The following is a 20,282-nucleotide window of genomic DNA, read 5'->3' on the forward strand; positions in this document are numbered from 1 at the left end:
CGCCGGCGAGCAGGGCGGCCAGGGTCGCGCCCGTCACGGCGTACCGGCGGCGCAGGCGGTGGGGCCGCGGCCCGGCGGCGGCAGGCGGGGTCTCGGGCTCGGCGGCGCGCAGCAGGCGGCGGCGCGTCTCGGCGGCGTCGATGCGCGCGGCGGGATCCTTCTGGAGCAGCCCGTCGAGCACCGGGCGCAGCGCTCCGGCACGCACGGGCGGATCCGGCTCCTCGGTGGCGAGGGCGGTGAGCGTGGCCATGGCGTTGGGCCGCTGGTACGGCGGACGGCCCTCCACGGCGGCGTAGAGCGTCGCGCCCAGCGACCACAGGTCCGACGCCTCGAGCGCCTTGCCGTCCTTGGCCCGCTCCGGCGACATGTAGCTGGGCGAGCCGAGCACCGGCTCGTGGCTGGTCGTGATGACGCTGTCGCCCTCGATCGACGCGATGCCGAAGTCGGTGAGCACGACCCGGCCGTCGTCGCCGAGCAGCACGTTGGCGGGCTTGACGTCGCGGTGCCGTACGCCGGCGCGGTGGGCCGCCTCGAGCGCGCCGAGCACCTCCAGGCCCAGCACGGCCACGTCGCGCGGGTCGAGCGGCCCGTCGGTGCGGATCGCCTCCTGCAGCGAGCGCGACGGCACGTACTCCATGACGATCCACGCGCGCCCGTCGTCCTCGATGACGTCGTAGACCTGGGCGACGTTCGGATGGCTCAGCTGCGCGGCGGCGCGGGCCTCCTGCACGGTCCGCCGGTGCACCGAGTCCCGCTCGCCCTCGACCAGGTCGGGCGGCAGCAGGATCTCCTTGACGGCGACGTCCCGCTGCAGGATCCCGTCCCGCGCCACCCACACCCGGCCCATGCCACCGGCACCGAGCGTCTCTCCCAGCCGGTAGCGCCCGGCGACCTCGACGGGTCCCGCAGTCATAGCGGCCGATATACCCCGCCGCTCCCCTTTCTAGTCGGGGAGTCTCAGTACGCGCGTCCGGTCAGGCAGATGAGTCGCACGGCCGGGTCGTCGCTGGTGGTGGGCACGGGCGGGGCGATGATGCCGAGACCGTCCCAGCGGGTGACGTTGGCTTGGGCGTACGCCAGGGCACGCTCCACCGCCTCCGGGTCGAACGCCTCGTCCTGGCCGGTGGCGCGGGCGAGATCCCAGCCGTGGACGGTCAGGTCGACGAGCATCTGGTCGGCGTACTCGGTCAGCGGAGCCTCCCCGAACGAGAAGCGAGCCGTGCCGGACAGGTCCGCCTTCTCCCACGCCGGGCGGGAGCGCGCGGCGGCCCGGTCCCAGGCCCCGGCCGGGTCGGACCCGACGAGGTCGCCGTCGTAGCGGTCGCCCACCTGCTCGATGGTCTCGCCGGCCAGCAGGTGCGGCGCCCACGCGTGCTCGCTCACGAGATGGTTGACGAGGTCCCGGACCGTCCACTGGCTGCACGGGGTCGGCGCGTCCCACAGGTCCGCCGGAACCCCGTGCACCAGCGCACCGAAACGATCGATGGCGACGGGGATGCGCGTGATCATCCCGCCACGCTAGCGCGGGGAAAGGCCGGCCAGCCGTTCCGCCTCCTCGCCGCCGATCGCCTCGCCGCGGGCCACCATGCCCGCGACGCCGGACAACGGGATCTCCTTGAGAAGGAGCGCGAGAACGAACGCGACCACCATGAAGGGGATCAGATACCAGAACACCGGTGCGAGCGCGTCGGCATAGGCCGCCACGATGCCCTCGCGGACGTCGGCGGGGAGCCCGCCGAGGACGGCCGGGTCGATGGTCGCCGTCGCCCGGGCCGCCTGGTCCGCGCCGGCGCCGGCGTTCGTGAACACCGCGGTGAGGTTCTCGCTGAGCCGGGAGGTGAAGATCGTGCCGAACACGGCGATGCCCACCGCACCGCCGACCTCGCGGAAGTAGTTGGTGGTCGCCGTGGCGGTGCCGATGTCGTGCGGCGAGACGGCGTTCTGCACCACCAGGACCACGACCTGCAGGATCAGGCCGAGCCCGGCGCCCAGCACCAGGAGGTACGCGCAGATCAGCCAGATCGGCGTCGAGGCGGCCAGGGTGGTCATCGCCGCCATCGCGCCGCCGGTGACGAGGGTGCCCAGGACGGGAGGGATGCGGTAGCGCCCGGTGCGGGTGATCAGGAGGCCGGCCGCGACGGAGGCGCCGAGCAGGCCCACGATCATCGGCAGCATGAGCAGTCCGGAGGCCGCGGCCGAGGTGCCGGCGGACATCTGCAGGAAGGTCGGGATGAAGGCGAGGGCGGAGAACATGCCGATGCCCAGCGCCAGGCCGATCGCCGTCGCGTTGACGAAGACCGGGTTCCGGAACATTGACGGCGGCATGATCGGATCGGCGGCCCGCGCCTCGGTGACGACGAACAGGCTCGCGGAGACGGCGAGCCCGGCGGCCCACGCCCAGGTGCTCCAGGCGGCCCACCCGTGGCCTGCCGAGCCGCCGAAGTCCGCGAGGAAGACGAGGCAGGTGGTCGCGGCGGACAGGAACAGCACGCCCGGCCAGTCGATCGGTTTCCCGCGCTTCTTGTCCGGCAGGGTGAGGGCGAGCATCGCGACCAGGAACGCGGCGATCCCGATGGGAATGTTGATGTAGAAGGCCCACTGCCAGGTGAGGTGGTCGACGAAGAACCCGCCGAGCAGGGGGCCGCCCACGGCGGCCACGCCGAAGATGCCGCCGAGCGGGCCGAGGTACTTCCCGCGCTCGGCGGCGGGCACGATGTCGGCGATGATCGCCTGGGAAAGGATCATCAGGCCGCCGCCGCCCAGTCCCTGAGCGGCCCGGAAGACCACGAAGGTCCAGAAGTCCGGGGCGAGCGCGCAGCCGGCGGAGGCGGTCGTGAAGACGGCGATCGCGAGGAGGAACAGGCGCCGCCGCCCGAGCACGTCGCCGAACTTGCCGTAGACCGGCATCACGATCGTGGTGGCGAGGATGTAGGCCGTGGTGATCCAGGCTTGGGACGAGACGCCGCCCAGCTCCCCGACGATGGTCGGCATCGCGGTCGAGACGATGGTCTGGTCGAGGCTGGCGAGCAGCATGCCGGCGACCAGCGCGGCGAAGATCAGCCATATCCGGCGCTTCGTCAGCAGGATCGGGGCGTTCCTGTCGGTGCCGGTCATCGCCGCTTCCCTCCTTCGAGAACACTGTTCGCGAACACTGTATGCGAAGGGTAGGCTGGTGCAACGGAAGAGGGGTGACATGGACACGGTGCCGGTGTGGCTCCGGACGCAGCGCACGGGCGTGGGCCGGCCCGCCGAGCGGACCCGGGCCGAGGTGACCGCCGCGGCGATCGCCGTCGCCGACCGGGAGGGCCTGGCCGCGGTCTCGATGCGCCGCGTCGCCGCCGAGCTGGGCACCGGCGCGGCCTCGCTCTACCGCTACGTCGGCAGCCGGGACGACCTGCTCGACCTCATGGTCGACGAGGTGGCCGGCGCCTACGAGCTGCCGGAGCCGGGTGGCCCCTGGCTGCCCGGGCTGCTGGAGGTGTGCCGACAGGCGCAGGCGCTGATGCTGCGGCACCGCTGGCTGCCGGAGCTGCTGCTCAACAGCCCGGCGCTCGGCCCGCACGGCACCGACCTGCTGGAGCACGTGCTGGCCGTGCTCGCCGGGCATCCCGCGGACGCGGGCCGCAAGCTGGAGGCATTCGCCGTGATGACCACGCTCACGGCCGCCTTCGTCCTCAACGAGCTCGCCGGCGGCTCGGAGACCCGGCAGCGGCAGGGCGCCTACCTCGCCCACGTGGTCGCGCAGGGCCGGCACACCCATCTGACGGCGGCGCTGACCGGGGGCGGTCCGATGCCGGCGCCGCGCCTCGAGGACACCATGACGCGGGTCCTGCGCGGCCTGCTCGGCGAGTGATCGGCCGGGGGCCGCGCGTCAGGCGGTCAGGGCGGCGATCACGGCGTCGGGGTCGTGGCCGGGGCGCAGCGCCGCGCGCAGGGCGACCGTCGGGTCGGGGTCGAGGAAGCCGCGCAGGGCGGTGGTGAACGCCCCGTAGGTCTCCGGCTCGGCCAGCCAGCTCAGCACCTGCTTGCCGAGGGGTGACTCCGGGGTGATCGGGCCGGCGGCACCGTCGAGCACCGCGGCGAGGCCGGGCGCGCCGGCGACGCCGAGCGAGGCGGCCAGGCGGCGCAGGTGGTCGGCGGCGACGGCCCGGCGGCGCTCGGCGGTGGCCCGCTGGGCGGCCTTGAGCAGCGGGGCGGTGCGCAGGCCGCGGCTGAGCAGGTCGCCGGGGCGCACCCCGCCGACGAACCACGGCTCGAGCCGCGCCGAGAGCCGGGGCCGGGTCAGCGCGTCGGCGGGCACCCGGGCGTTGGTCAGGCGCTGCGCGAGGACCAGGGCCTTCGCCTCGGGGTCGCGCCAGGTCTCGTCGTCCTCGCCGGCCGGCTCGCGCAGCCCGAGGGCCTGCATGAGGTGGCGCAGCAGCTCGGGCTCGGCGCCCCAGGTCAGCTCGGGCGACGGATAGGAGGGGTCGAAGGCGACCGCGGTGACGCCGTCCTTCGCGTACGTGAACCGGGGCGCCGCCGACGCGTCCCGGAACACCGAGACGGCCTCGCTGCCGGCGGACACCGCCTCGAGGAGCACGTGGTCGCCGCCGGAGCCGCCGTCGGGCTCGGCCACGAGCGTCCAGCGGCCGAGGCTCAGCGCTGCGGCGTACGCCCCAGGGGTGTCTCTGACCTGGACCGTGCCGGGCAGCGCGCCCATCCGGGTCAGCGCCTCCTGCTCGGACACGTCCTTGACGAAGGTCAGGCAGAAGCGCGCACCGAGGTCGGCAACGCGGCCGCGGGCGTAGTCGAGATCGTCCACCACAGGAAGCACGACCGAGAGTCTAAACGGGTTGGCGAAAATTGTATAAGTGCTGTTACGTTCCCGGCATGGACCTCCTCGACAGCAACCACTGGTCCGACGTCCACCGCCTCCTGGGCGAGCTGGACCGGGACATCGCCGCGCTCTACACCGAGGCCGGCATCCACGGCATCCGCACCCGGTTCGTCGGCCCGCTGATCGCGCTCGGACGCTTCGGGCCGCTGACCATCCGCGAGCTCGCCGAGCGCCGCAGCGTCAGCCACTCCGCGATGAGCCAGACCGTCACGGCGATGCGGCAGGCCGGGCTGGTCGAGAGCGCGCCGGGCCCCGACGCCCGGACCCGGCTGGTGCAGCTGACCCAGCGCGCCCGCGACGCCGTGCCGTTCATGGAGGCGGAGTGGCGGGCGACGGAGGCGACCACGCGCCAGCTCGACGAGGAACTGCCCTACTCGCTGACCCGGGTCGTCGCCGACATCCGCGCCGCCCTCGAGCGCCGGTCCTTCACCGCCCGCCTCCAGGACAACTTCGCATGAGGGCGCTCGCCGACCTGCGGCCGCTGCGCGAGAGCCCGGCGTTCCGCCGGCTGTGGCTGGGCACGACCGCGTCCGGCTTCGGCGGCCAGATGAGCACGTTCGCCGTGCTCTACTACGTCTGGGAGAGCACCCGCGACGCGGCCGCCGTCGGGCTCGTGGGGCTCGCGGCGGGCGTACCCGTGATCGTCCTGGCGCTGGCCGGGACCGCCTTCCTGGACCACGTCGACCGCAAGCGCCTGGCCCTGGCCTGCTCGGGCATCCCGATCGTGGTGACCTCGCTGATGGCGGTGGTGGCGTTCACCGGCCTCGGCGGCGTGCCCGCCATGCTCACGCTCGTCGCCGTCAACGCGGCGTGCGGGGCGCTGGGCTCACCCGCCCGCCGCACGTTCCTGCCGGCGATCCTGTCCGGCGACCGCCTCGCCGCCGGGCTCGCCCTCAACCACCTGTCCTTCCAGCTCGCGATGCTCGCCGGGCCCGCGCTGGCCGGCCTGCTCACCGCGGCCGCCGGGGTGGCCTGGTGCTTCGTCGCCGACGCGGTGACGTTCGTCGCGGCCCTCGCGGGCATCCGCGGCCTCCCCGGCGGGGTCGCGCCCGGCAGCGGCCGTCCCGGTCCCGCGGCGGTCCTCGCCGGCATCACGTACGCCGTGAGCACCCCCGAAGTCCGCGGCGCCCTCCTCGCCGACCTCGCCGCCACCCTGCTGTCCATGCCGGTCGCGCTGTTCCCGGTCCTCAACGCCGAACGCTTCGACGGCCGCCCCGAGGTACTGGGCCTCTTCACGTCCGCCCTCGCCGTCGGAGGCGTCGTCGCATCGGCGTTCTCGGGCCTCGCCAGCCGCGCCGGCCGCGCCGGCATCATCATGCTGGCCAGTGGCGCGGTGTGGGCCGTGACCCTGGGCGCCGCCGGCCTCGTCACGGCCCTGCCCGCCGTCCTGGCCCTGGTAGCCGTCGCCGGAGCGGCCGACACGTGGTCGGTCGTCGCCCGCGGCACGGTGGTCCAGACGGTGACCCCTCCGGAGTATCAGGGCCGCGTGGCAGCGCTGGAGCACGTGGTCGGCGTCGCCGGCCCCGACCTCGGCAACGTCCGCGCCGGCCTGGTCGCCTCGGCCACCTCGGCGGGCGCCTCCCTGGCGATCGGCGGCGCGGCGGCCCTCGTCGCGACGGGCCTGATCGCGCTGAGCACGCCGGCGCTGCGCCGCTTCCGCACGCTCGCTGCCGCCGAGCGATGATCGCGGTGCCAATCCGTACCCGGCGCCGCCTGGGGAACCGCTCGCCGACGTCCCCGGCCGGAGACGCCGGGACGGCGATCGAGGCTCAGTGGCTGTCTCTCTCCCTGTTTCCCGGCTCTCTCCCCGCCGTCACAGTGACGCCGATTCGCCGCACCGCGCGTTGACGATCCCGGTCAAGTCGGTGGGCGGATCCGCCGAACTGCAGGTAGTGGGCCGGGGGCCGCGCTTCCGTCATAGGTCCACTGCCGCGGCCCCTCCTGCCGGCCGAACCGCCGCTGCCGTGGCAGTGTCCCCTCGCATGACGCACGCATGTGCCGCGATCCCCGCATCCACGGAATGACGGTAGCCCGACGTCAGGCGTGAGCTGTCGCGCCGTCGATGACCGGCTCACGACGGTGACGCCCGGTGCTCCTGACGTTCGCGACGAGAAGGGTGTCGAGGTCTGTCGTGACAATCAGATCTCGACACCCTTGACTGCATCCTCCTAGTCGAAATCGATGAATGCATCGTCCGCGTACGCGTACTCATGACAGTAAGCGCGCGAATAATTGGGAGCCCTCACGACGGGTCCGTTCGCGAAATAGATGTTGCCGTCGTTCTCGTTGCACCGGGCTATCGCGTGGTAGCGGTAGCCGGCGTTGTTGCACCATGCGACGCCGGTCCGCGGAGCCTCCACCCAGGTGCTGCAGGCTGCCTGCGCCGGCCCGGTCAAGGTGACGAGCGCTGCGCCGGTGAGTGTCACCGTGGCGAGCACGATCGAGAGCGCCCTTCGCAGCACTGGACGATTCGTCATCATTCCTCCCCGTTGCTGGAACCCTGATTCCTCCCCTTGCCTGGGGCCCCGACCGTACCGTCCGGCGAGGCGAGTGAATGGCGATCAGCGGCAGGTCTCCGGTGGACGAGTCTTTCCACATATCGACCTCCGACGTTGCGTAAAAGCATTCATCCAGGCAGTTCACGCCTGGACCATGACGGCGGCGATCGCAATCTTCTCGTCGAGGTCGCGCCCGGGCAGACGCGGGCGGCGGCAGGTCACCGAGCCGCTCGGGCTCTGACGGCGGCGGCCGGGCGGGTGGTGGCGCCGGCGGCGGCTGCGGTCACCAGGATCAGGGCGGCGATGGGGAGGGTGCCGAGGCGCTGGCCGAGCAGGAGCAGGCCGGCGAGCGCCGCCGCGGCCGGCTGGAGGCTCATCAGGATGCCGAAGACGCGGGTGGACATGCGGCGCAGGGCGATCAACTCCATCGCGTACGGCACCACCGACGACAGGACGGCCACCACCACCGCCCCGGCGAGCAGCAGCGGGTCCCGCAGGGCCCGGCCCGCGCCCGCCGCACCGAAGGGCAGCACCAGTGCCGCGGCGACCATGAAGGACACCGCGAGGCCGCCGAAGCCGGGCAGCACCCCGCCGAGCCGCGCACTGCACCAGATGTAGCCGGCGCCGCACCCGCCCGCGGCCAGCGCCGCCAGCAGCCCGGCGACCGGCACGTCGACGCCGGTGCGCAGGCCGAGCAGCGCCACCCCGGCGCCCGCTGTCACCGCCCACGCCAGGTCCACCGGCCGCCGGGTCTGGACCAGCGCCAGCACCAGCGGCCCGGCGAACGACGCCGTCACCACGACCCCCTGCGGCGCGACGTCCAGGGCCACGTAGCTCAGCCCGTTGAGCCCGGCCGAGCACACCCCGAGCAGCACCGCCGCCCGCCACGCCGCCGGCGGCCACCCCCGGACCCGCGGCCGCACGGCAAGCCCGAACACCAGCGCCGCGACGGTCAGGCGCAGCAGGAGCACCCCGGCGGGCCCGGCCGGGTCGAACATCAGCCGGGCGACCGCACCACCGGACTGCGCACAAGCGACCGACCCCAGAACGCACAGCGTCGCTCTCTCCACACCGGCAACCTACGAGCGCCGCCGGCACCGGTGGTGCGGACCCGTACCACCGGTCGTGCGGTCAGGGAACCGGCTCGGGCGAGGGTGCGGCCGAGGCCGCGGCGATGATCTCGCGGTCCTCGTCGCGGTTGCGGCGGTACTGCTGGATCGAGTACGCCAGGGCCGCCACCCACACCACGTAGATCACCGCGTAGACGGGGTAGCGGACCGGGTCGGCGGCGTCGATCCAGTCGCTGCGCAGCAGGGTGCGGACGTTGGTGAGGATGATGACGCCGCCGACCGCGGCGCCCAGGACGCGGGGTGGGACGTGGCGGACCAGCCAGGCGGCGATCGGGGCGGCGATGATGCCGCCGGCCAGCAGGGCGATCGCCCAGCCGGCGTCGACGCCCTCGCCGCCCAGGCCGACGAGGAAGCCGAGGCTGGCGGCCACGGCGACCAGGAACTCGCTGGTGTCGATGGAGCCGATCGTCTTGCGGGGCTCCAGGCGGCCGCTCGCGAGGATCGCCGGGGTGCCGACCGGGCCCCAGCCCCCGCCGCCGCTGGCGTCGACGAAGCCGGCGACGATGCCCAGCGGGGCGAGGAAGCGGGCGTACAACGGCTTGCCGAGGTTGCCCTTGGGCAGGCCCTGGAAGGTGAAGCGCACGAACACGTAGAGGCCCAGGGCGAGCAGGATGAGCGACATCAGCGGGGCGGCGGCCTCGGTGGACAGGCTGGACAGGAAGGTCGCGCCGGCGAAGGCGCCGAGGGCGCCGGGTACGCCGATCTTGAGGACGACCTTCCAGTCGACGTTGCCGAAGCGCCAGTGCGACAGGCCGCTGACCAGGGTGGTGCCGATCTCGGCCAGGTGCACGGTGGCGGAGGCCGCGGCGGGGTTGGTGCCGATGGCCAGCAGCAGGGTGGTGGAGGTGACGCCGTAGGCCATGCCGAGGCTGCCGTCGACCAGCTGCGCGCCGAGGCCGACCAGGGCCAGCAGGATCAGCTTACGCATCGGTGGGCCCCTGCGGGACGTCGCCGCGCAGCGTGATGCGGTGCATGACGCGGCGGTCCGTACCGTAGTCGCGGTTGGCGTAGTGGGCGGTGCTGCGGTTGTCCCACATGGCCACGTCGCCCGGGCGCCAGCGGTGGCGCACGATGTGCTCGGGCTTGGTCAGATGCGCGTACAGAAGGCTGAGGATGGCCTCGCTCTCGAAGGCGGAGACCCCCTCGATGTGCGAGGTGAAGCCCGGGTTGACGAAGAGCCCGCGCCGGCCGGTCTCGGGATGCACCCGGACCACGGGGTGGGACACCGGGTCGAGGCGGGTGACGATCTCGCCGTCCCACTCGTTGCCCTGCCCGCCCCGGCGCTGCGCCAGGTAGTAGCCGAACTCGCGGGTCCCGTCGTGCACGGCGGTCAGCCCGTCGACGAGCGTACGGACGGCGGGGGCCAGGGACTCGTACGCCAGCTGGCTGTCCGCCCAGTTGGTGTCCCCGCCGGTCGGGGGCAGCGTGACCGCGCGCAGGATCGTGCCGAGCGGCGGCCGGCGCATGAACGTCACGTCGGTGTGCCACACGTCGGCGAAGCCGTTGTCGGTGCTGTCGAGGGCGTACACCTCGGGGTGGGCCGCGTCGACGCCGCCGATCACCGGGTGCGAGGCGGTGAGCTCGCCGATGCGCCGGCCGAGCTCGACCTGGCTGTCGTCGTCGAGGCTCTGGTCGCGGAAGAACAGCACCTTGCGGTCCACGAGCGCGGCGCGGACGGCGGCGATCTCGGCGTCGGAGGCGGCGGCCAGGTCGAGGCCGTGCACGATCGAGCCGAAGTGCCGGCCGAGCGGTTCGAGGGTGAGATCGACAGCGGTCGAGGTCATGCGAACTCCTTGTCAGCGGCGGCGGAGCGGACGGCCTGGCCGATCTCGGCCCGGTAGGCGGCGAAGGCGGGGAGGGAGCGGACGTCGCCGGTGCGCGGCAGGTCCACCGGGAGGTCCAGGGCGATGCGGCCGGGCCGGGCGGTCAGGACGACCACGCGGCTGCCGAGGAAGACGGCCTCCTCGACGCTGTGGGTGACGAAGACGCACGTACGGCCGGTGCGCGCCGACACCTCGCGCAGGTCCTCCTGCAGCCGCTCGCGGGTCAGCGCGTCCAGTGCCGCGAACGGCTCGTCGAGCAGGAGCAGCGGGTTGTCCACGGCGAGCGCCCGCGCGATCGCGACGCGCTGCTGCTGGCCGCCGGAGATCTGCCACGTGCGCCGGTGGGCGACGTCGTGCAGCCCGACCGAGGCGAGCAGCTCGCCGACGCGGTCGGTGGGCAGGCCGGCGTACTTGAGGGCGAGCGCGACGTTGCCGCCCACCGTGCGCCACGGGAACAGCCGGGGCTGCTGGAAGACGAGCCCCGCACCGCGCCCGGGCACGGGAGCCTCTCCGGCGGTCCGGATCGTCCCGTGCGTCGGCTGCTCGAACCCGGCGATCAGGCGCAGCAGCGTGCTCTTGCCGCACCCGGACGCACCCACCAGGACCAGAAACTCACCCGGGGGTACGACAAGGTCGACGGGACCGACGGCGGTGACGTCACCGTAGTCGTGGCGCACACCGTCCAGCGTGATGGCGTCAGCCGAGGACATCGGGCAGGCCCTTCACGTAGACGGACTTCTGCACGGTGGCCAGGTCGGGCACAGCGTCGATCTTCTGCTGGTCCTTGAGGAACTGCGCGGCGCTGACCAGGTTCTCGGCGAGCTTGCCCACCTTGGCCTCGGTGCCCAGCCACTCGTCGGAGGCGAGGTCCGCGGGCTTGAGGAAGACGCCCTGGCTCAGCTGGTGTTCCGCGTCGGACGGGCTGATGTTGAGCTCCTGGCCGACGGCCTTCGCGGCGGCGGCCCGGTCGGTGGCGATGAGGTCGAGCGCCTGCGCCTCGGCCTTGCGCCACGCGTCGACCGCCTCGGGGTGCGCCTGGGCGAAGGCGGTGGAGACGACGCCGAGGTCGAGGGTGGGCTTGCCGGCCGTGGCGAGCTGCCGGCTGGCGATGAGCACCTTGCCGGTCTTGCGCAGGTCGTCCAGCGAGGGCAGCCACGAGTACGCGGCGTCGAGGTCACCGCGCGTCCACGCCGCCAGGATGTCCTGCGGCTCGAGGTCCACGATGGTCAGCTCGGACTCCTTGACGCCGGCCTGGTCGAGCGCGGCCAGCAGGCTGTAGTGGGCGGTCGAGGCGAACGGCACGCCGACCTTCCTGCCGCGCAGCCCGGCCACGTCGTCGATCCCGGTGCCGTTGCGGGCGACCAGGGCCTCGTTGTCGCCGGCGACGTCGAGGACGAAGGCGACCTGGTAGGGGATGTTCAGCGGCGCCGACAGCCCGCGCGCGACCGGGCTCGACCCGATGGCGGCGATGTCGACGCTGCCCGCCACGAAGGCGGTGTTGATGCTGGCGCCGGAGTCGAACTTCGTCCACGTGATCCTGTAGTCCGGCAGCGCCTTCTCGAGCAGCCCCTGGTTCTTCACGATCAGGTCCCCGCTCGGGAAGGCCTGATAGGCGAGCCGGATCGTCTTCGCGTCCCCGGTCGTTCCGCCGGAGGCGGCGCCGTTCCCGCAGCCCGCGAGGGCGAGCAGCAGCACGGCGGCGGTGGCGATGAGCTTCTTCATGGGATCCTTCAACTCCGGCCGCGCCACGGGATCAGCCGGTTTTCGGCGGTCCGCAGCAGGGCGTCGATGAGCAGGCCGGACAGGCCGATGGCGAAGAGGCCGAGCACGACCACGTCGGTCTGCGAGTAGCGCTGGGCGTCGCGGATCATGCCGCCGATGCCCGGCACGCCGTTGATGGTCTCGGCGGCGACCACCGAGGAGTACGCGACCCCGACCGCCAGCCGGATGCCGGTGCCGATCTCGGGCAGCGCGCTGGGCAGCACCACGTCGCGCACGGTCGCCCAGCGGCTCGCCCCCAGGGCGCGCGCGGCCTCGATCAGCCCGGCGGGCGCGGAGAGCACGGCCGCGGCGGTGGCGACGGCCACCGGCGGCAGCGCGGCGATCGACAGCAGCCACAGCTTGGGCGTCTCGTCGATGCCGAACCAGATGATGAAGAGGCTGAAGTACGCCAGCGGGGGCAGCGCCCGCACGAACGTGACCACCGGCTCGACGACGATGCGCAGCACGCCGATCGTGCCCATGAGCAGCCCGAGCACCAGTCCCCCGGCGACGCCGACGACCGAGCCGATGAGGATGCGCCGCAGGCTGACGCCGAGGTGCTCGATCAGCAGGTGCCCGCTGTAGCCGCGGATGCCGTCGTGGGTCGTGGACGTGACGATCAGCTGGTGCCAGACGGCGGCCGGCGAGGGGATGAACGCGGGGTTGCGCGTGGTGCGGGCGGCGAGCTCCCAGAGCAGGTAGAGCACGACCAGTGCGACGAGGCGCAGCAGGACGCGCCGGCGCCGGGCCGCTCGCACCCCGGTGTCACGCCGATCCGGGACCGGCGGCGGCGCCGGGGCGACCGCGGGATCCACAGTCGATGCGGGAAGGGTCACGGATCCTCCGGGAGAACGCTCGTCGATGTGTCGCGCTCTCATTTCCTACCTTGCCGATAGGTCTCATGGCAACTCCCGCGCCTGCTCCTCCCGCCTGCTGGACCCCGAGCCGCGACGAGGCCGGAAACGCGGAAACGCCCGTGGCACAGGGCCACGGGCGTTTCGCTACTTCGGAGGGCGGTGTCAGTCCTCGCAGTCGGCGTCGCCGCCGGAGCCACCGCGGCCGCCGTCGCCGCCGATGACGGCGCTGAGCAGGCTGTCGAGGCCGAGGGCGTTGCCGCCGTCGCCGCCGTTGCCGCCGTCGCCACCGTCGCAGTCGAAGTAGTCGTTGTCCTGGACGACGATGTTGTCGTCGCCGTAGACACCGTCGCCGTCACCGTGGCCGCCGGCCATGGCCGGGGCACCGAAGGCGAACACAGCCGCGGCCGACGCCGCGGTCATGACCAGGACGGTCTTCAGAGACTTCATGTGATTCATCGGCCCTTCACGAAACGAGTGTGCTTACTCGGTCGAGATCACCATAGGGGTCCGTTTCGTGGCTTTTTGGCGAAACGGCCGAACTTTTCGACCGTTTCGTCCGGTAATTCGCCTGCTCGGGTCATCTTTTCGGATCAGAACGCGGCGAGGACGGATCCCTGGTATTTGTCCTCGATGAACTTCTTGACCTCGGGCGAGTGCAGCAGCGTCTCGAGCTTCGTGATGCGCGGGTCGCTCTCGTCGCCGGTGCGCACGACGACCAGGTTCGCGTACGGGTTGTCCTTGCCCTCCTCCAGCGCCAGCGCGTCCTTGGCGGGGCTGAGCCCGGTCTCGATCGCGTAGTTGCCGTTGATCACCGACAGCGCCGTGTCGTCGAGGCTGCGCGGCAGCTGGGCGGCCTCGAGCGCGGAGAACTTGAGGTTCTTCGGGTTGCCCGTGATGTCCTTCTCGGTCGCCTTGACGCCCACGCCCTCCTTGAGGGTGATGAGCCCGTTCTTGGCGAGCAGGTTCAGCGCACGGCCCGAGTTGGACGGGTCGTTCGGCACCGCGACCGTGCCGCCGTCGGGCACCTCCGCGAGGCTCTTGACCTTCTTGGAGTAGACGCCCAGCGGCTCGATGTGGACCGGCTTGAGCGGCGTGAACTTGTAGCCCTTCGACGCGACCTCCTCCTCCAGGTACGGGATGTGCTGGAAGTAGTTCGCGTCGAGCTGCTTCTCCTGCAGGGCCACGTTGGGCTGGATGTAGTCGTTGAACTCGACGATGTCCAGCTTCAGGCCCTCCTTGGCCGCGAGGTTGTCCGCGACGTACTTGAGGATCTCGCCGTGCGGCACGGGGCTGACGCCGACCTTGAGCGTGTCGCTGGACGACGAGGACGCGTCGTCGTCCGAGCCGCCGCAGCCGGCCAGTCCGAGCAGGAGGCCGGTGGCGGCGACGATGGCGGCGAGGGTGTGGCGGCGGCGCATGAGTGGTGCCTTTCTCATCGGTGGGACAGCCGGCGGACGAGGATGTCGCCGAGCATCTGAACGAGTTGGACGAGGACGACCAGGACGACGACCGTGGCGATCATGACCTCGGTCTCGAAGCGCTGGTAGCCGTAGCGGATGGCCAGGTCGCCGAGCCCACCGCCGCCGACCACGCCGGCCATGGCGGAGTAGCCGACCAGCGCGATCACGGTGACGGTCAGGCCCGCGACGAGCCCGGAGCGGGCCTCGCGCAGCAGGACCTTGCCGACGATCTGGGCCCGCGACGAGCCCATGGCCACGGCGGCGGCCACCACGTCGGCGGGTACCTCCCGCAGCGCGGTCTCGACCAGCCGGGCGTAGAACGGGATGGCACCGATCGCGAGCGGCACGATCGCGGCGGTGGTGCCGATGGTCGTGCCGACCAGCGCCCGGGTGAACGGGATGACCGCGACCAGCAGGATGATGAACGGCAGCGACCGGCCGACGTTGACGACCAGGCCGAGCAGCGCGTTGACCGGCCGGGCCGGCAGCAGCCCGCCGCGGTCGGTGAGCACCAGCAGCACGCCGATCAGCAGCCCGCCCACCACGGTGACCAGCGTCGCGACGCCGACCATCCAGAGGGTCTCCTTGAGCCCCTCCCAGAGCAGCTCGGTGAGTTCCTCGGCCGTCATGCCGCCACCCCCGCACCGCGGGCGCGCAGGAACTCGGCCGCCTCGGCGCGCCGGCCGGAGACCGCCAGGCGCAGCCGCCCGGCCCGGCCGGTGGCCAGGGTCTCCACGCCGCCGTCGATCAGGCGGACGTCGATGCCGAGCTCGCGGGCCAGCGACGACAGCAGCGGCGCGTCGGCCGCCTCGCCGCTGACCAGCACGTCGAGCACCTCCTCGCCGTCGCGCGCCGGCGCCTGCGAGGGCGGGAAGAGGCCGCGGGCCAGCTCGGACTCCGGCTTGGCCAGCAGCTCGGTCACCGGGCCGGACTCGACGAACCGGCCGTCGCGCATCACGGCCGCCGAGTGGCAGATCCGCTTGACGACCTCCATCTCGTGGGTGATGAGCAGGATGGTCAGCCCGAGCCGGCGGTTGAGGTCGAGCAGCAGATCGAGGACCGAGCGGGTGGTCTCCGGGTCGAGCGCCGAGGTGGCCTCGTCGGAGAGCAGCACCTTCGGGTCCGCGGCCAGCGCGCGGGCGATGCCGACGCGCTGCTTCTGCCCGCCGGACAGCTGCGCCGGGTACGCCCCCGCGCGGTCGGCCAGCCCGACCAGCTCCAGCAGCTCGGCGACCCGCCGGGTGCGCTCGGCGCGGGGCACGCCGGCCACCTCGAGGGCGTACGCGACGTTGCCCGCCGCCGTCCGCGAGCCGAGCAGCGCGAAGTGCTGGTGCACCATGCCGAGGCGCCGGCGCTGCTCGCGCAGCCGGCGCTCCCCCAGCCCGGTCAGCTCGACGCCGTCCACCTCGACCGTGCCCGCGTCGGGCCGCTCGAGCAGGTTGACGCAGCGCAGCAGGGTGCTCTTGCCGGCGCCGCTGCGCCCGAGCACCCCGAAGATCTCGCCGGGCCGGACCCGCAGGTCCACCCCGTCCACGGCGACGACCTCACGGCGCCGCGCGCGGTACGTCTTGCGAAGTCCCTCGATCCGTATCAACTGTTAAAATCCTATAAACTAGGTAGGCATTGCGTGCCCGAGACCGTAACCCAGCCGTCATGCCCAGCGCGCGCCGGTGTAACCACCGTCACCGGTCTCGTTCCGGACGGGCACGATCTGCTACAAGTCGGCGATGGACCTTCCCGAGGACGAGGTCGTCGCGCTGGCGAGCGAGCTGATCAGGATCGACACCACCAACCCCGGCACGTACGGCGGCCCGGGTCCCGAGCGCGCGGCCGCCGAATGGGTCGCCGCGCGGCTGGCCGAGGCCGGTTACGAGCCTTCGTACGTCGAGTCCGGGGCGCCCGGCCGGGGCAACGTGATCGCGCGGCTGCCCGGCGCCGACCCGTCCCGCGGCGCGCTGCTGATCCACGGGCACCTCGACGTCGTGCCCGCCGACCCCGGCGAGTGGACGGTCCACCCGTTCGGCGGGGAGGTTCGCGACGGGTACGTGTGGGGGCGCGGCGCCGTCGACATGAAGGGCATGCTGGCGATGACCCTGGCCGTCGCGCGGCACCTCAAGCGCTCCGGCGTCGTACCGGCAAGGGATCTGATCTTCGCGTTTCTGGCCGACGAGGAAGCCGGCGGTGTCGTCGGCGCCCAGTGGCTCGTCACCCACCGCCCCGAGCTGTTCGCGGGCGCGACCGAGGCGATCAGCGAGGTCGGCGGCTTCTCCGTGCAGCTCGGCGACGGGCCGCGGGCGTACCTGGTGGAGACCGCCGAGAAGGGCTCGATGTGGCTGCGCCTGGCCGCCCGCGGCACCAGCGGGCACGGCTCCCTGCTGCACACCGACAACCCGATCGCCACGCTGGCCCGGGCCCTCGACCGGCTCGACCGGCACCGCTTCCCGGTGGTGCTGACCGACCCGGTGCGCTCGTTCCTGACCCTGTCCGGGGTTCCCTTCGACGAGCGGGACCCCGAGGCGGCGCTGCAGCACCTCGGGCACCTGCGGCGGCTGATCGAGGCGACGCTGCGCGACACGGCAACCGTGACGATCGTCTCGGCGGGCACCAAGTCGAACGTGGTGCCGTCGGTCGCGCGCGCCGAGCTGGACGGGCGGACGCTGCCGGGGCGCGACGAGGAGTTCCGCGCCGAGCTCGGCCGGGTGCTCGGCCCGGAGATCGAGGTCGAGTGGGACAGCCTGCCCGCCGTCTCCACGACGTTCGACGGTGACCTGGTGGCGGCCATCGGCGCCGCGGTCGCCGCCGAGGATCCGGGCGCGCGGCTGCTGCCGTACATGCTGGCGGCCGGGACCGACGCCAAGGCCTTCGCGCGGCTCGGGATCCGGCACTTCGGCTTCGCGCCGCTGCGGCTGCCTCCCGAGCTGGACTTCACCGCGCTGTTCCACGGCGTCGACGAGCGGGTGCCGATCGAGGCGCTGCGCTTCGGGACACGGGTCCTCGATCGGCTCTTGCGCACCGCCTGACGGGTTCTGCTACCGTCGATCCCGGTCATGAGTGCCAGCGCGTAGCCCCGGCTTGCTGGCCGGCAACCCTTCCTCCGCGATGGGGTGCCCCGGGTGAGGACCAGGCTCGTGCCGGACCCGGTGCGGGCAAGCGCGGACCTCCACGGGTGGGGTCCCCTACCCACGGGAGATCACCGTGACCTCAGCACCTGCCACCGTCGGCTCGCTGTCCCAGGAGCAGGGCCGCGGCCTCGACATCGTGGGCGACGACCTCAAGGCCGAGCTGCCCAGCGGCGAGGTCGTCCGCTTCGCGCACCTCGACTACGCGGCGTCGGCGCCCTGCTGCCGGGCCGCCGCCGACGCGGTCGCGGCCGTGCTGCCGTACTCGGGAAGCGTCCACCGCGGCACGGGAGCGCGCTCGGCCGCCTCCACCCGCGCCTACGAGCAGGCCCGCGAGCGGGTCGCCGAGTTCGCCGGCGCCCGCCCCGGCGACCACGTCGTCTTCACCCGCAACACCACCGACGCGCTCAACCTGCTGGCCCGCGCCCTGCCCGAGGGCACCACGACGGTCGTGTTCGCCGGCGAGCACCACGCCAACCTGCTGCCCTGGCCGAAGCAGCTGCGCCTTCCCGTGACGGGCGACCCCGTCGCCGCCGCCGAAGCCGCTCTCCGGTCGATCGACGGCCCCGCCGTCCTGACGGTGACCGGCGCAAGCAACGTGACCGGCGAGGTGTGGCCGCTGCGGGAGCTGGCCGCGGTGGCCCACGCGCACGAGGCCCGGTTCGTGGTCGACGCCGCCCAGCTCGCCCCGCACGCCCCGATCTCGCTCGACGATCTCGGGGCCGACTACATCGCGTTCTCCGGCCACAAGCTGTACGCGCCGTTCGGGGCGGGCGCCCTGATCGGGCGGGCCGACTGGCTCGACGCGGCCGAGCCCTACCTGGCCGGAGGCGGCGCCAGCGCGGCCGTCGGCGAGACGCCCGGCGAGGTCGTCTGGGCCACCGGCCCGGCGCGGCACGAGGGCGGCACCCCCAACCTGCCCGGCGCGGTCGCCCTCGGCGCCGCCTGCCACGCCCTGCTGCACGCCGACCGCGACGCCCTGCACGACCGCGAGCAGGAGCTCCTCGCCCGGCTGCGCGCCGGGCTCGCGGCGGTGCCCGGCGTGACCGAGGTCAGCGTGTTCGGCCCGGACAGCCCGCGGGTCGGCATCGTGGCGCTGGCCGTCCCCGGGCACGACCCGGCCGCGATCGCCGCGGCCCTGGACGATCAGTACGCGATCGGGGTGCGCGCCGGGCAGTTCTGCGCGCACCCGCTGACCCGCCACCTGACCGGTCGCACGGCCGCGGCGACGTGCGACGACGCGTCCACCGGACTGCTGCGGATCAGTTTCGGTCTCGGCACCCGCGACGACGACGTCGACCGCCTGCTCGGCGCGCTGGCCGAGCTCACCCGACCTTGATGGTGTTGGTCACGCGGACCTCGGAGCCGTCGGCGGCGGTGCCCCGCACGGTCAGCTTGCCGGAGGCGGCCGACTGCACCGGGCGTACCAGGCGGATCCCGGCCCCGGACCGGCTCACCTTCGCCCGGCCCAGCGCGACCGTCTTGCTGATGAAGACGTTCCTGCGCGCGTAGCGGTAGGTCTCCAGCACGGTCACGGTGGTGTTCGGCTTGAAGCCGGTCACCCGCACGGTGATCGAGGACCGCTTGGCCACGGCGAGGGTGGAGAGGGTCACGGTCGGGACCTCGTCCGACACCAGGGCGTACGGGTCCACGACGCCGGCCCCGTACGCGGCGTCCACGCCCGGGTCGCCCGCGTCGTCGGCCGTGGCGGCGAGCGCCTGGCGGGTCTGCACCACCGTGGCGCCCGCGTGCGACGCCCGGTAGAGCGCCACCGAGGCGGAGACCAGCGGCGCGGCCATCGAGGTGCCGGACCGGGTGACGTACCCGCCGGTCAGCGCGTCGAGGCCGGGGATGTCGCTGCCCGGGGCCGCGATGTCGGCGACGCCGCTGGTGTTGGAGTAGGGCGCCAGGCCGCCGTCGGGCTCGGTGGCGGCGACCGCGATCGTGCCCGGCGACGACGCCGGCCACAGCGCCTGGTTGCCCTCGCCGCCGTTGTTGCCGGCGGCCGCCACGACGGGCACGTCCCTCGCGGTGGCGTAGGCGACGGCCTGGTCGTACACCGCGGAGTACGCCCCGGCGGCCGACACGTTGATCACCGTGGCGCCGTGGTCGACGGCGTACACGATGCCGTTGGCGATGTTCGTGGAGGTGCCCGCGCCCTGGGCGTTCATCACGCGTACGGGCAGGATCTCCAGCCCCGACGCCAGGCTGGCGACGCCCTTGCCGTTGTTCGTGGCGGCCGCGGCGATCCCGGCGACGTGCGTGCCGTGCCCCTCGGGGTCGGTGCACCCGTTCCCGCCGCTCACGAAGTCCCTGCCCAGGTCGCAGCGCACCTGCCCCGCCGCGAAGTCCTCGTGCGCCGCGTCGACCCCGGTGTCCACGATCGCGACCAGCTGCCCGGTCAGGTCGACCGCGGGCAGGCTGTCGGCGCGCAGGCGGTCCAGCGACCACTGGTCCGGGCGCCGCGGGTCGTCCGGCGTGGCGGCCACCGTGGCAGTCGTCTCGACCGCGTGACCGACGCTGCCCGGCAGGCTGTCCGCGAGGCGGCGCTCCTCGGCCGCCGTACGGGCACTGACCTCCACGAACGTCGGGCGCCCGGCCTGGTCCACGACGCGCGCGACCGTGGTGACCGCGGCGCCGTCGGCCGCGTACGCGGGGGTGGCCCACAGTCCCGAGGCCGCCACGACCGGCACCAACCACCACTTGCGCACCACGGCTTTCCTCCCCCGGTTCGGTGTTCGCAGGGGAACCATCGGCG

General features: G+C 73.3%; 21 protein-coding genes and 1 riboswitch. Of the genes, 5 read left to right on the forward strand and 16 right to left on the reverse strand.

Annotated elements, in window-relative coordinates; all coding sequences use genetic code 11:
- The 3 genes from RBH18_RS09360 to RBH18_RS09370 form a co-directional block, all read right to left on the reverse strand.
- A partial coding sequence (locus RBH18_RS09360; protein ID WP_306205812.1) for a serine/threonine-protein kinase occupies positions 1-913 on the reverse strand: 913 nt, incomplete at its 3' end.
- Positions 914-957: 44 nt separating this feature from the next.
- Positions 958-1,509 carry a TIGR03086 family metal-binding protein gene (locus RBH18_RS09365; RefSeq protein WP_306205813.1) on the reverse strand — a complete coding sequence of 184 codons (552 nt, stop codon included), beginning with the start codon at positions 1,507-1,509 and terminating at the stop codon, positions 958-960.
- Between the two features lie 9 nt (positions 1,510-1,518).
- Entirely contained in the window at positions 1,519-3,114 is a 1,596-nt protein-coding gene (locus RBH18_RS09370) for a DHA2 family efflux MFS transporter permease subunit (RefSeq protein WP_306205816.1), read from the reverse strand.
- Between the two features lie 79 nt (positions 3,115-3,193).
- Here RBH18_RS09370 and RBH18_RS09375 point away from each other — a divergent pair, with 79 nt between their 5' ends.
- A complete protein-coding gene (locus RBH18_RS09375; protein WP_306205818.1) occupies positions 3,194-3,853 on the forward strand; it encodes a TetR/AcrR family transcriptional regulator in 660 nt (219 codons plus the stop codon).
- 18 nt (positions 3,854-3,871) lie between these two features.
- On the opposite strand, the gene RBH18_RS09380 is transcribed toward RBH18_RS09375, so the two are convergent.
- Positions 3,872-4,813, reverse strand: coding sequence for a DUF6461 domain-containing protein (locus RBH18_RS09380; RefSeq protein ID WP_306205820.1), 942 nt, complete (start codon positions 4,811-4,813; stop codon positions 3,872-3,874).
- A 56-nt stretch (positions 4,814-4,869) separates the two neighbouring features.
- Between RBH18_RS09380 and RBH18_RS09385 the strand changes: the two genes are divergently transcribed.
- Both RBH18_RS09385 and RBH18_RS09390 read left to right on the forward strand, forming a co-directional pair.
- Entirely contained in the window at positions 4,870-5,334 is a 465-nt protein-coding gene (locus RBH18_RS09385; RefSeq protein WP_306205822.1) for a MarR family winged helix-turn-helix transcriptional regulator, read from the forward strand.
- Positions 5,331-6,560 (forward strand): MFS transporter, encoded by a 1,230-nt coding sequence (locus RBH18_RS09390; protein WP_306205824.1) that lies wholly within the window; start codon positions 5,331-5,333, stop codon positions 6,558-6,560. Before RBH18_RS09385 ends, RBH18_RS09390 begins: the two co-directional genes overlap by 4 nt.
- Positions 6,561-7,044: 484 nt before the next feature.
- On the opposite strand, the gene RBH18_RS09395 is transcribed toward RBH18_RS09390, so the two are convergent.
- From RBH18_RS09395 to RBH18_RS09445, 11 genes are all read right to left on the reverse strand, one after another.
- Positions 7,045-7,353: a hypothetical protein gene (locus tag RBH18_RS09395; RefSeq protein WP_306205826.1), complete on the reverse strand. Its 309-nt coding sequence runs from the start codon at positions 7,351-7,353 to the stop codon at positions 7,045-7,047.
- Positions 7,354-7,592: 239 nt separating this feature from the next.
- Complete coding sequence (locus tag RBH18_RS09400) at positions 7,593-8,444, reverse strand: EamA family transporter (RefSeq protein ID WP_306205828.1); 852 nt, start codon at positions 8,442-8,444, stop codon at positions 7,593-7,595.
- 61 nt (positions 8,445-8,505) lie between these two features.
- Positions 8,506-9,432 (reverse strand): sulfite exporter TauE/SafE family protein, encoded by a 927-nt coding sequence (locus RBH18_RS09405; RefSeq protein ID WP_306205830.1) that lies wholly within the window; start codon positions 9,430-9,432, stop codon positions 8,506-8,508.
- Positions 9,425-10,288 carry a TauD/TfdA dioxygenase family protein gene (locus RBH18_RS09410; RefSeq protein ID WP_306205832.1) on the reverse strand — a complete coding sequence of 288 codons (864 nt, stop codon included), beginning with the start codon at positions 10,286-10,288 and terminating at the stop codon, positions 9,425-9,427. Before RBH18_RS09410 ends, RBH18_RS09405 begins: the two co-directional genes overlap by 8 nt.
- Positions 10,285-11,037, reverse strand: a complete 753-nt coding sequence (locus RBH18_RS09415) for an ABC transporter ATP-binding protein (protein WP_306205834.1) — start codon at positions 11,035-11,037, stop codon at positions 10,285-10,287. Before RBH18_RS09415 ends, RBH18_RS09410 begins: the two co-directional genes overlap by 4 nt.
- The gene (locus RBH18_RS09420; RefSeq protein ID WP_306205836.1) at positions 11,024-12,049 is read right to left on the reverse strand and encodes a taurine ABC transporter substrate-binding protein; all 1,026 of its coding nucleotides are present in this window, start codon (positions 12,047-12,049) and stop codon (positions 11,024-11,026) included. Before RBH18_RS09420 ends, RBH18_RS09415 begins: the two co-directional genes overlap by 14 nt.
- Before the next feature lie 8 nt (positions 12,050-12,057).
- On the reverse strand, positions 12,058-12,924 hold the full coding sequence (locus RBH18_RS09425; RefSeq protein WP_306205838.1) for an ABC transporter permease: 867 nt from the start codon (positions 12,922-12,924) through the stop codon (positions 12,058-12,060).
- A gap of 183 nt (positions 12,925-13,107) precedes the next feature.
- Positions 13,108-13,392 (reverse strand): hypothetical protein, encoded by a 285-nt coding sequence (locus RBH18_RS09430; RefSeq protein WP_306205840.1) that lies wholly within the window; start codon positions 13,390-13,392, stop codon positions 13,108-13,110.
- 143 nt (positions 13,393-13,535) lie between these two features.
- The gene (locus tag RBH18_RS09435) at positions 13,536-14,381 is read right to left on the reverse strand and encodes a MetQ/NlpA family ABC transporter substrate-binding protein (protein ID WP_306205842.1); all 846 of its coding nucleotides are present in this window, start codon (positions 14,379-14,381) and stop codon (positions 13,536-13,538) included.
- Positions 14,378-15,034, reverse strand: coding sequence for a methionine ABC transporter permease (locus RBH18_RS09440; RefSeq protein ID WP_306205844.1), 657 nt, complete (start codon positions 15,032-15,034; stop codon positions 14,378-14,380). The genes RBH18_RS09435 and RBH18_RS09440 overlap by 4 nt, the downstream gene beginning before the upstream one ends.
- Complete coding sequence (locus RBH18_RS09445) at positions 15,031-15,999, reverse strand: methionine ABC transporter ATP-binding protein (RefSeq protein WP_306205845.1); 969 nt, start codon at positions 15,997-15,999, stop codon at positions 15,031-15,033. Before RBH18_RS09445 ends, RBH18_RS09440 begins: the two co-directional genes overlap by 4 nt.
- Positions 16,000-16,132: 133 nt before the next feature.
- Between RBH18_RS09445 and RBH18_RS09450 the strand changes: the two genes are divergently transcribed.
- Both RBH18_RS09450 and RBH18_RS09455 read left to right on the forward strand, forming a co-directional pair.
- Entirely contained in the window at positions 16,133-17,425 is a 1,293-nt protein-coding gene (locus tag RBH18_RS09450) for a M20/M25/M40 family metallo-hydrolase (RefSeq protein WP_306205847.1), read from the forward strand.
- A 23-nt stretch (positions 17,426-17,448) separates the two neighbouring features.
- A riboswitch (SAM riboswitch) is annotated at positions 17,449-17,564 on the forward strand.
- A 96-nt stretch (positions 17,565-17,660) separates the two neighbouring features.
- Positions 17,661-18,863: an aminotransferase class V-fold PLP-dependent enzyme gene (locus RBH18_RS09455; protein ID WP_306205951.1), complete on the forward strand. Its 1,203-nt coding sequence runs from the start codon at positions 17,661-17,663 to the stop codon at positions 18,861-18,863.
- Here RBH18_RS09455 and RBH18_RS09460 read toward each other — a convergent pair.
- Complete coding sequence (locus RBH18_RS09460) at positions 18,850-20,238, reverse strand: S8 family serine peptidase (protein WP_306205849.1); 1,389 nt, start codon at positions 20,236-20,238, stop codon at positions 18,850-18,852. The two genes, RBH18_RS09455 and RBH18_RS09460, sit on opposite strands and share 14 nt — an antisense overlap.
- Positions 20,239-20,282: the final 44 nt, after the last annotated feature.

Source organism: Actinoplanes oryzae (assembly GCF_030757795.1).
In the GTDB taxonomy this organism is placed as follows: domain Bacteria; phylum Actinomycetota; class Actinomycetes; order Mycobacteriales; family Micromonosporaceae; genus Actinoplanes.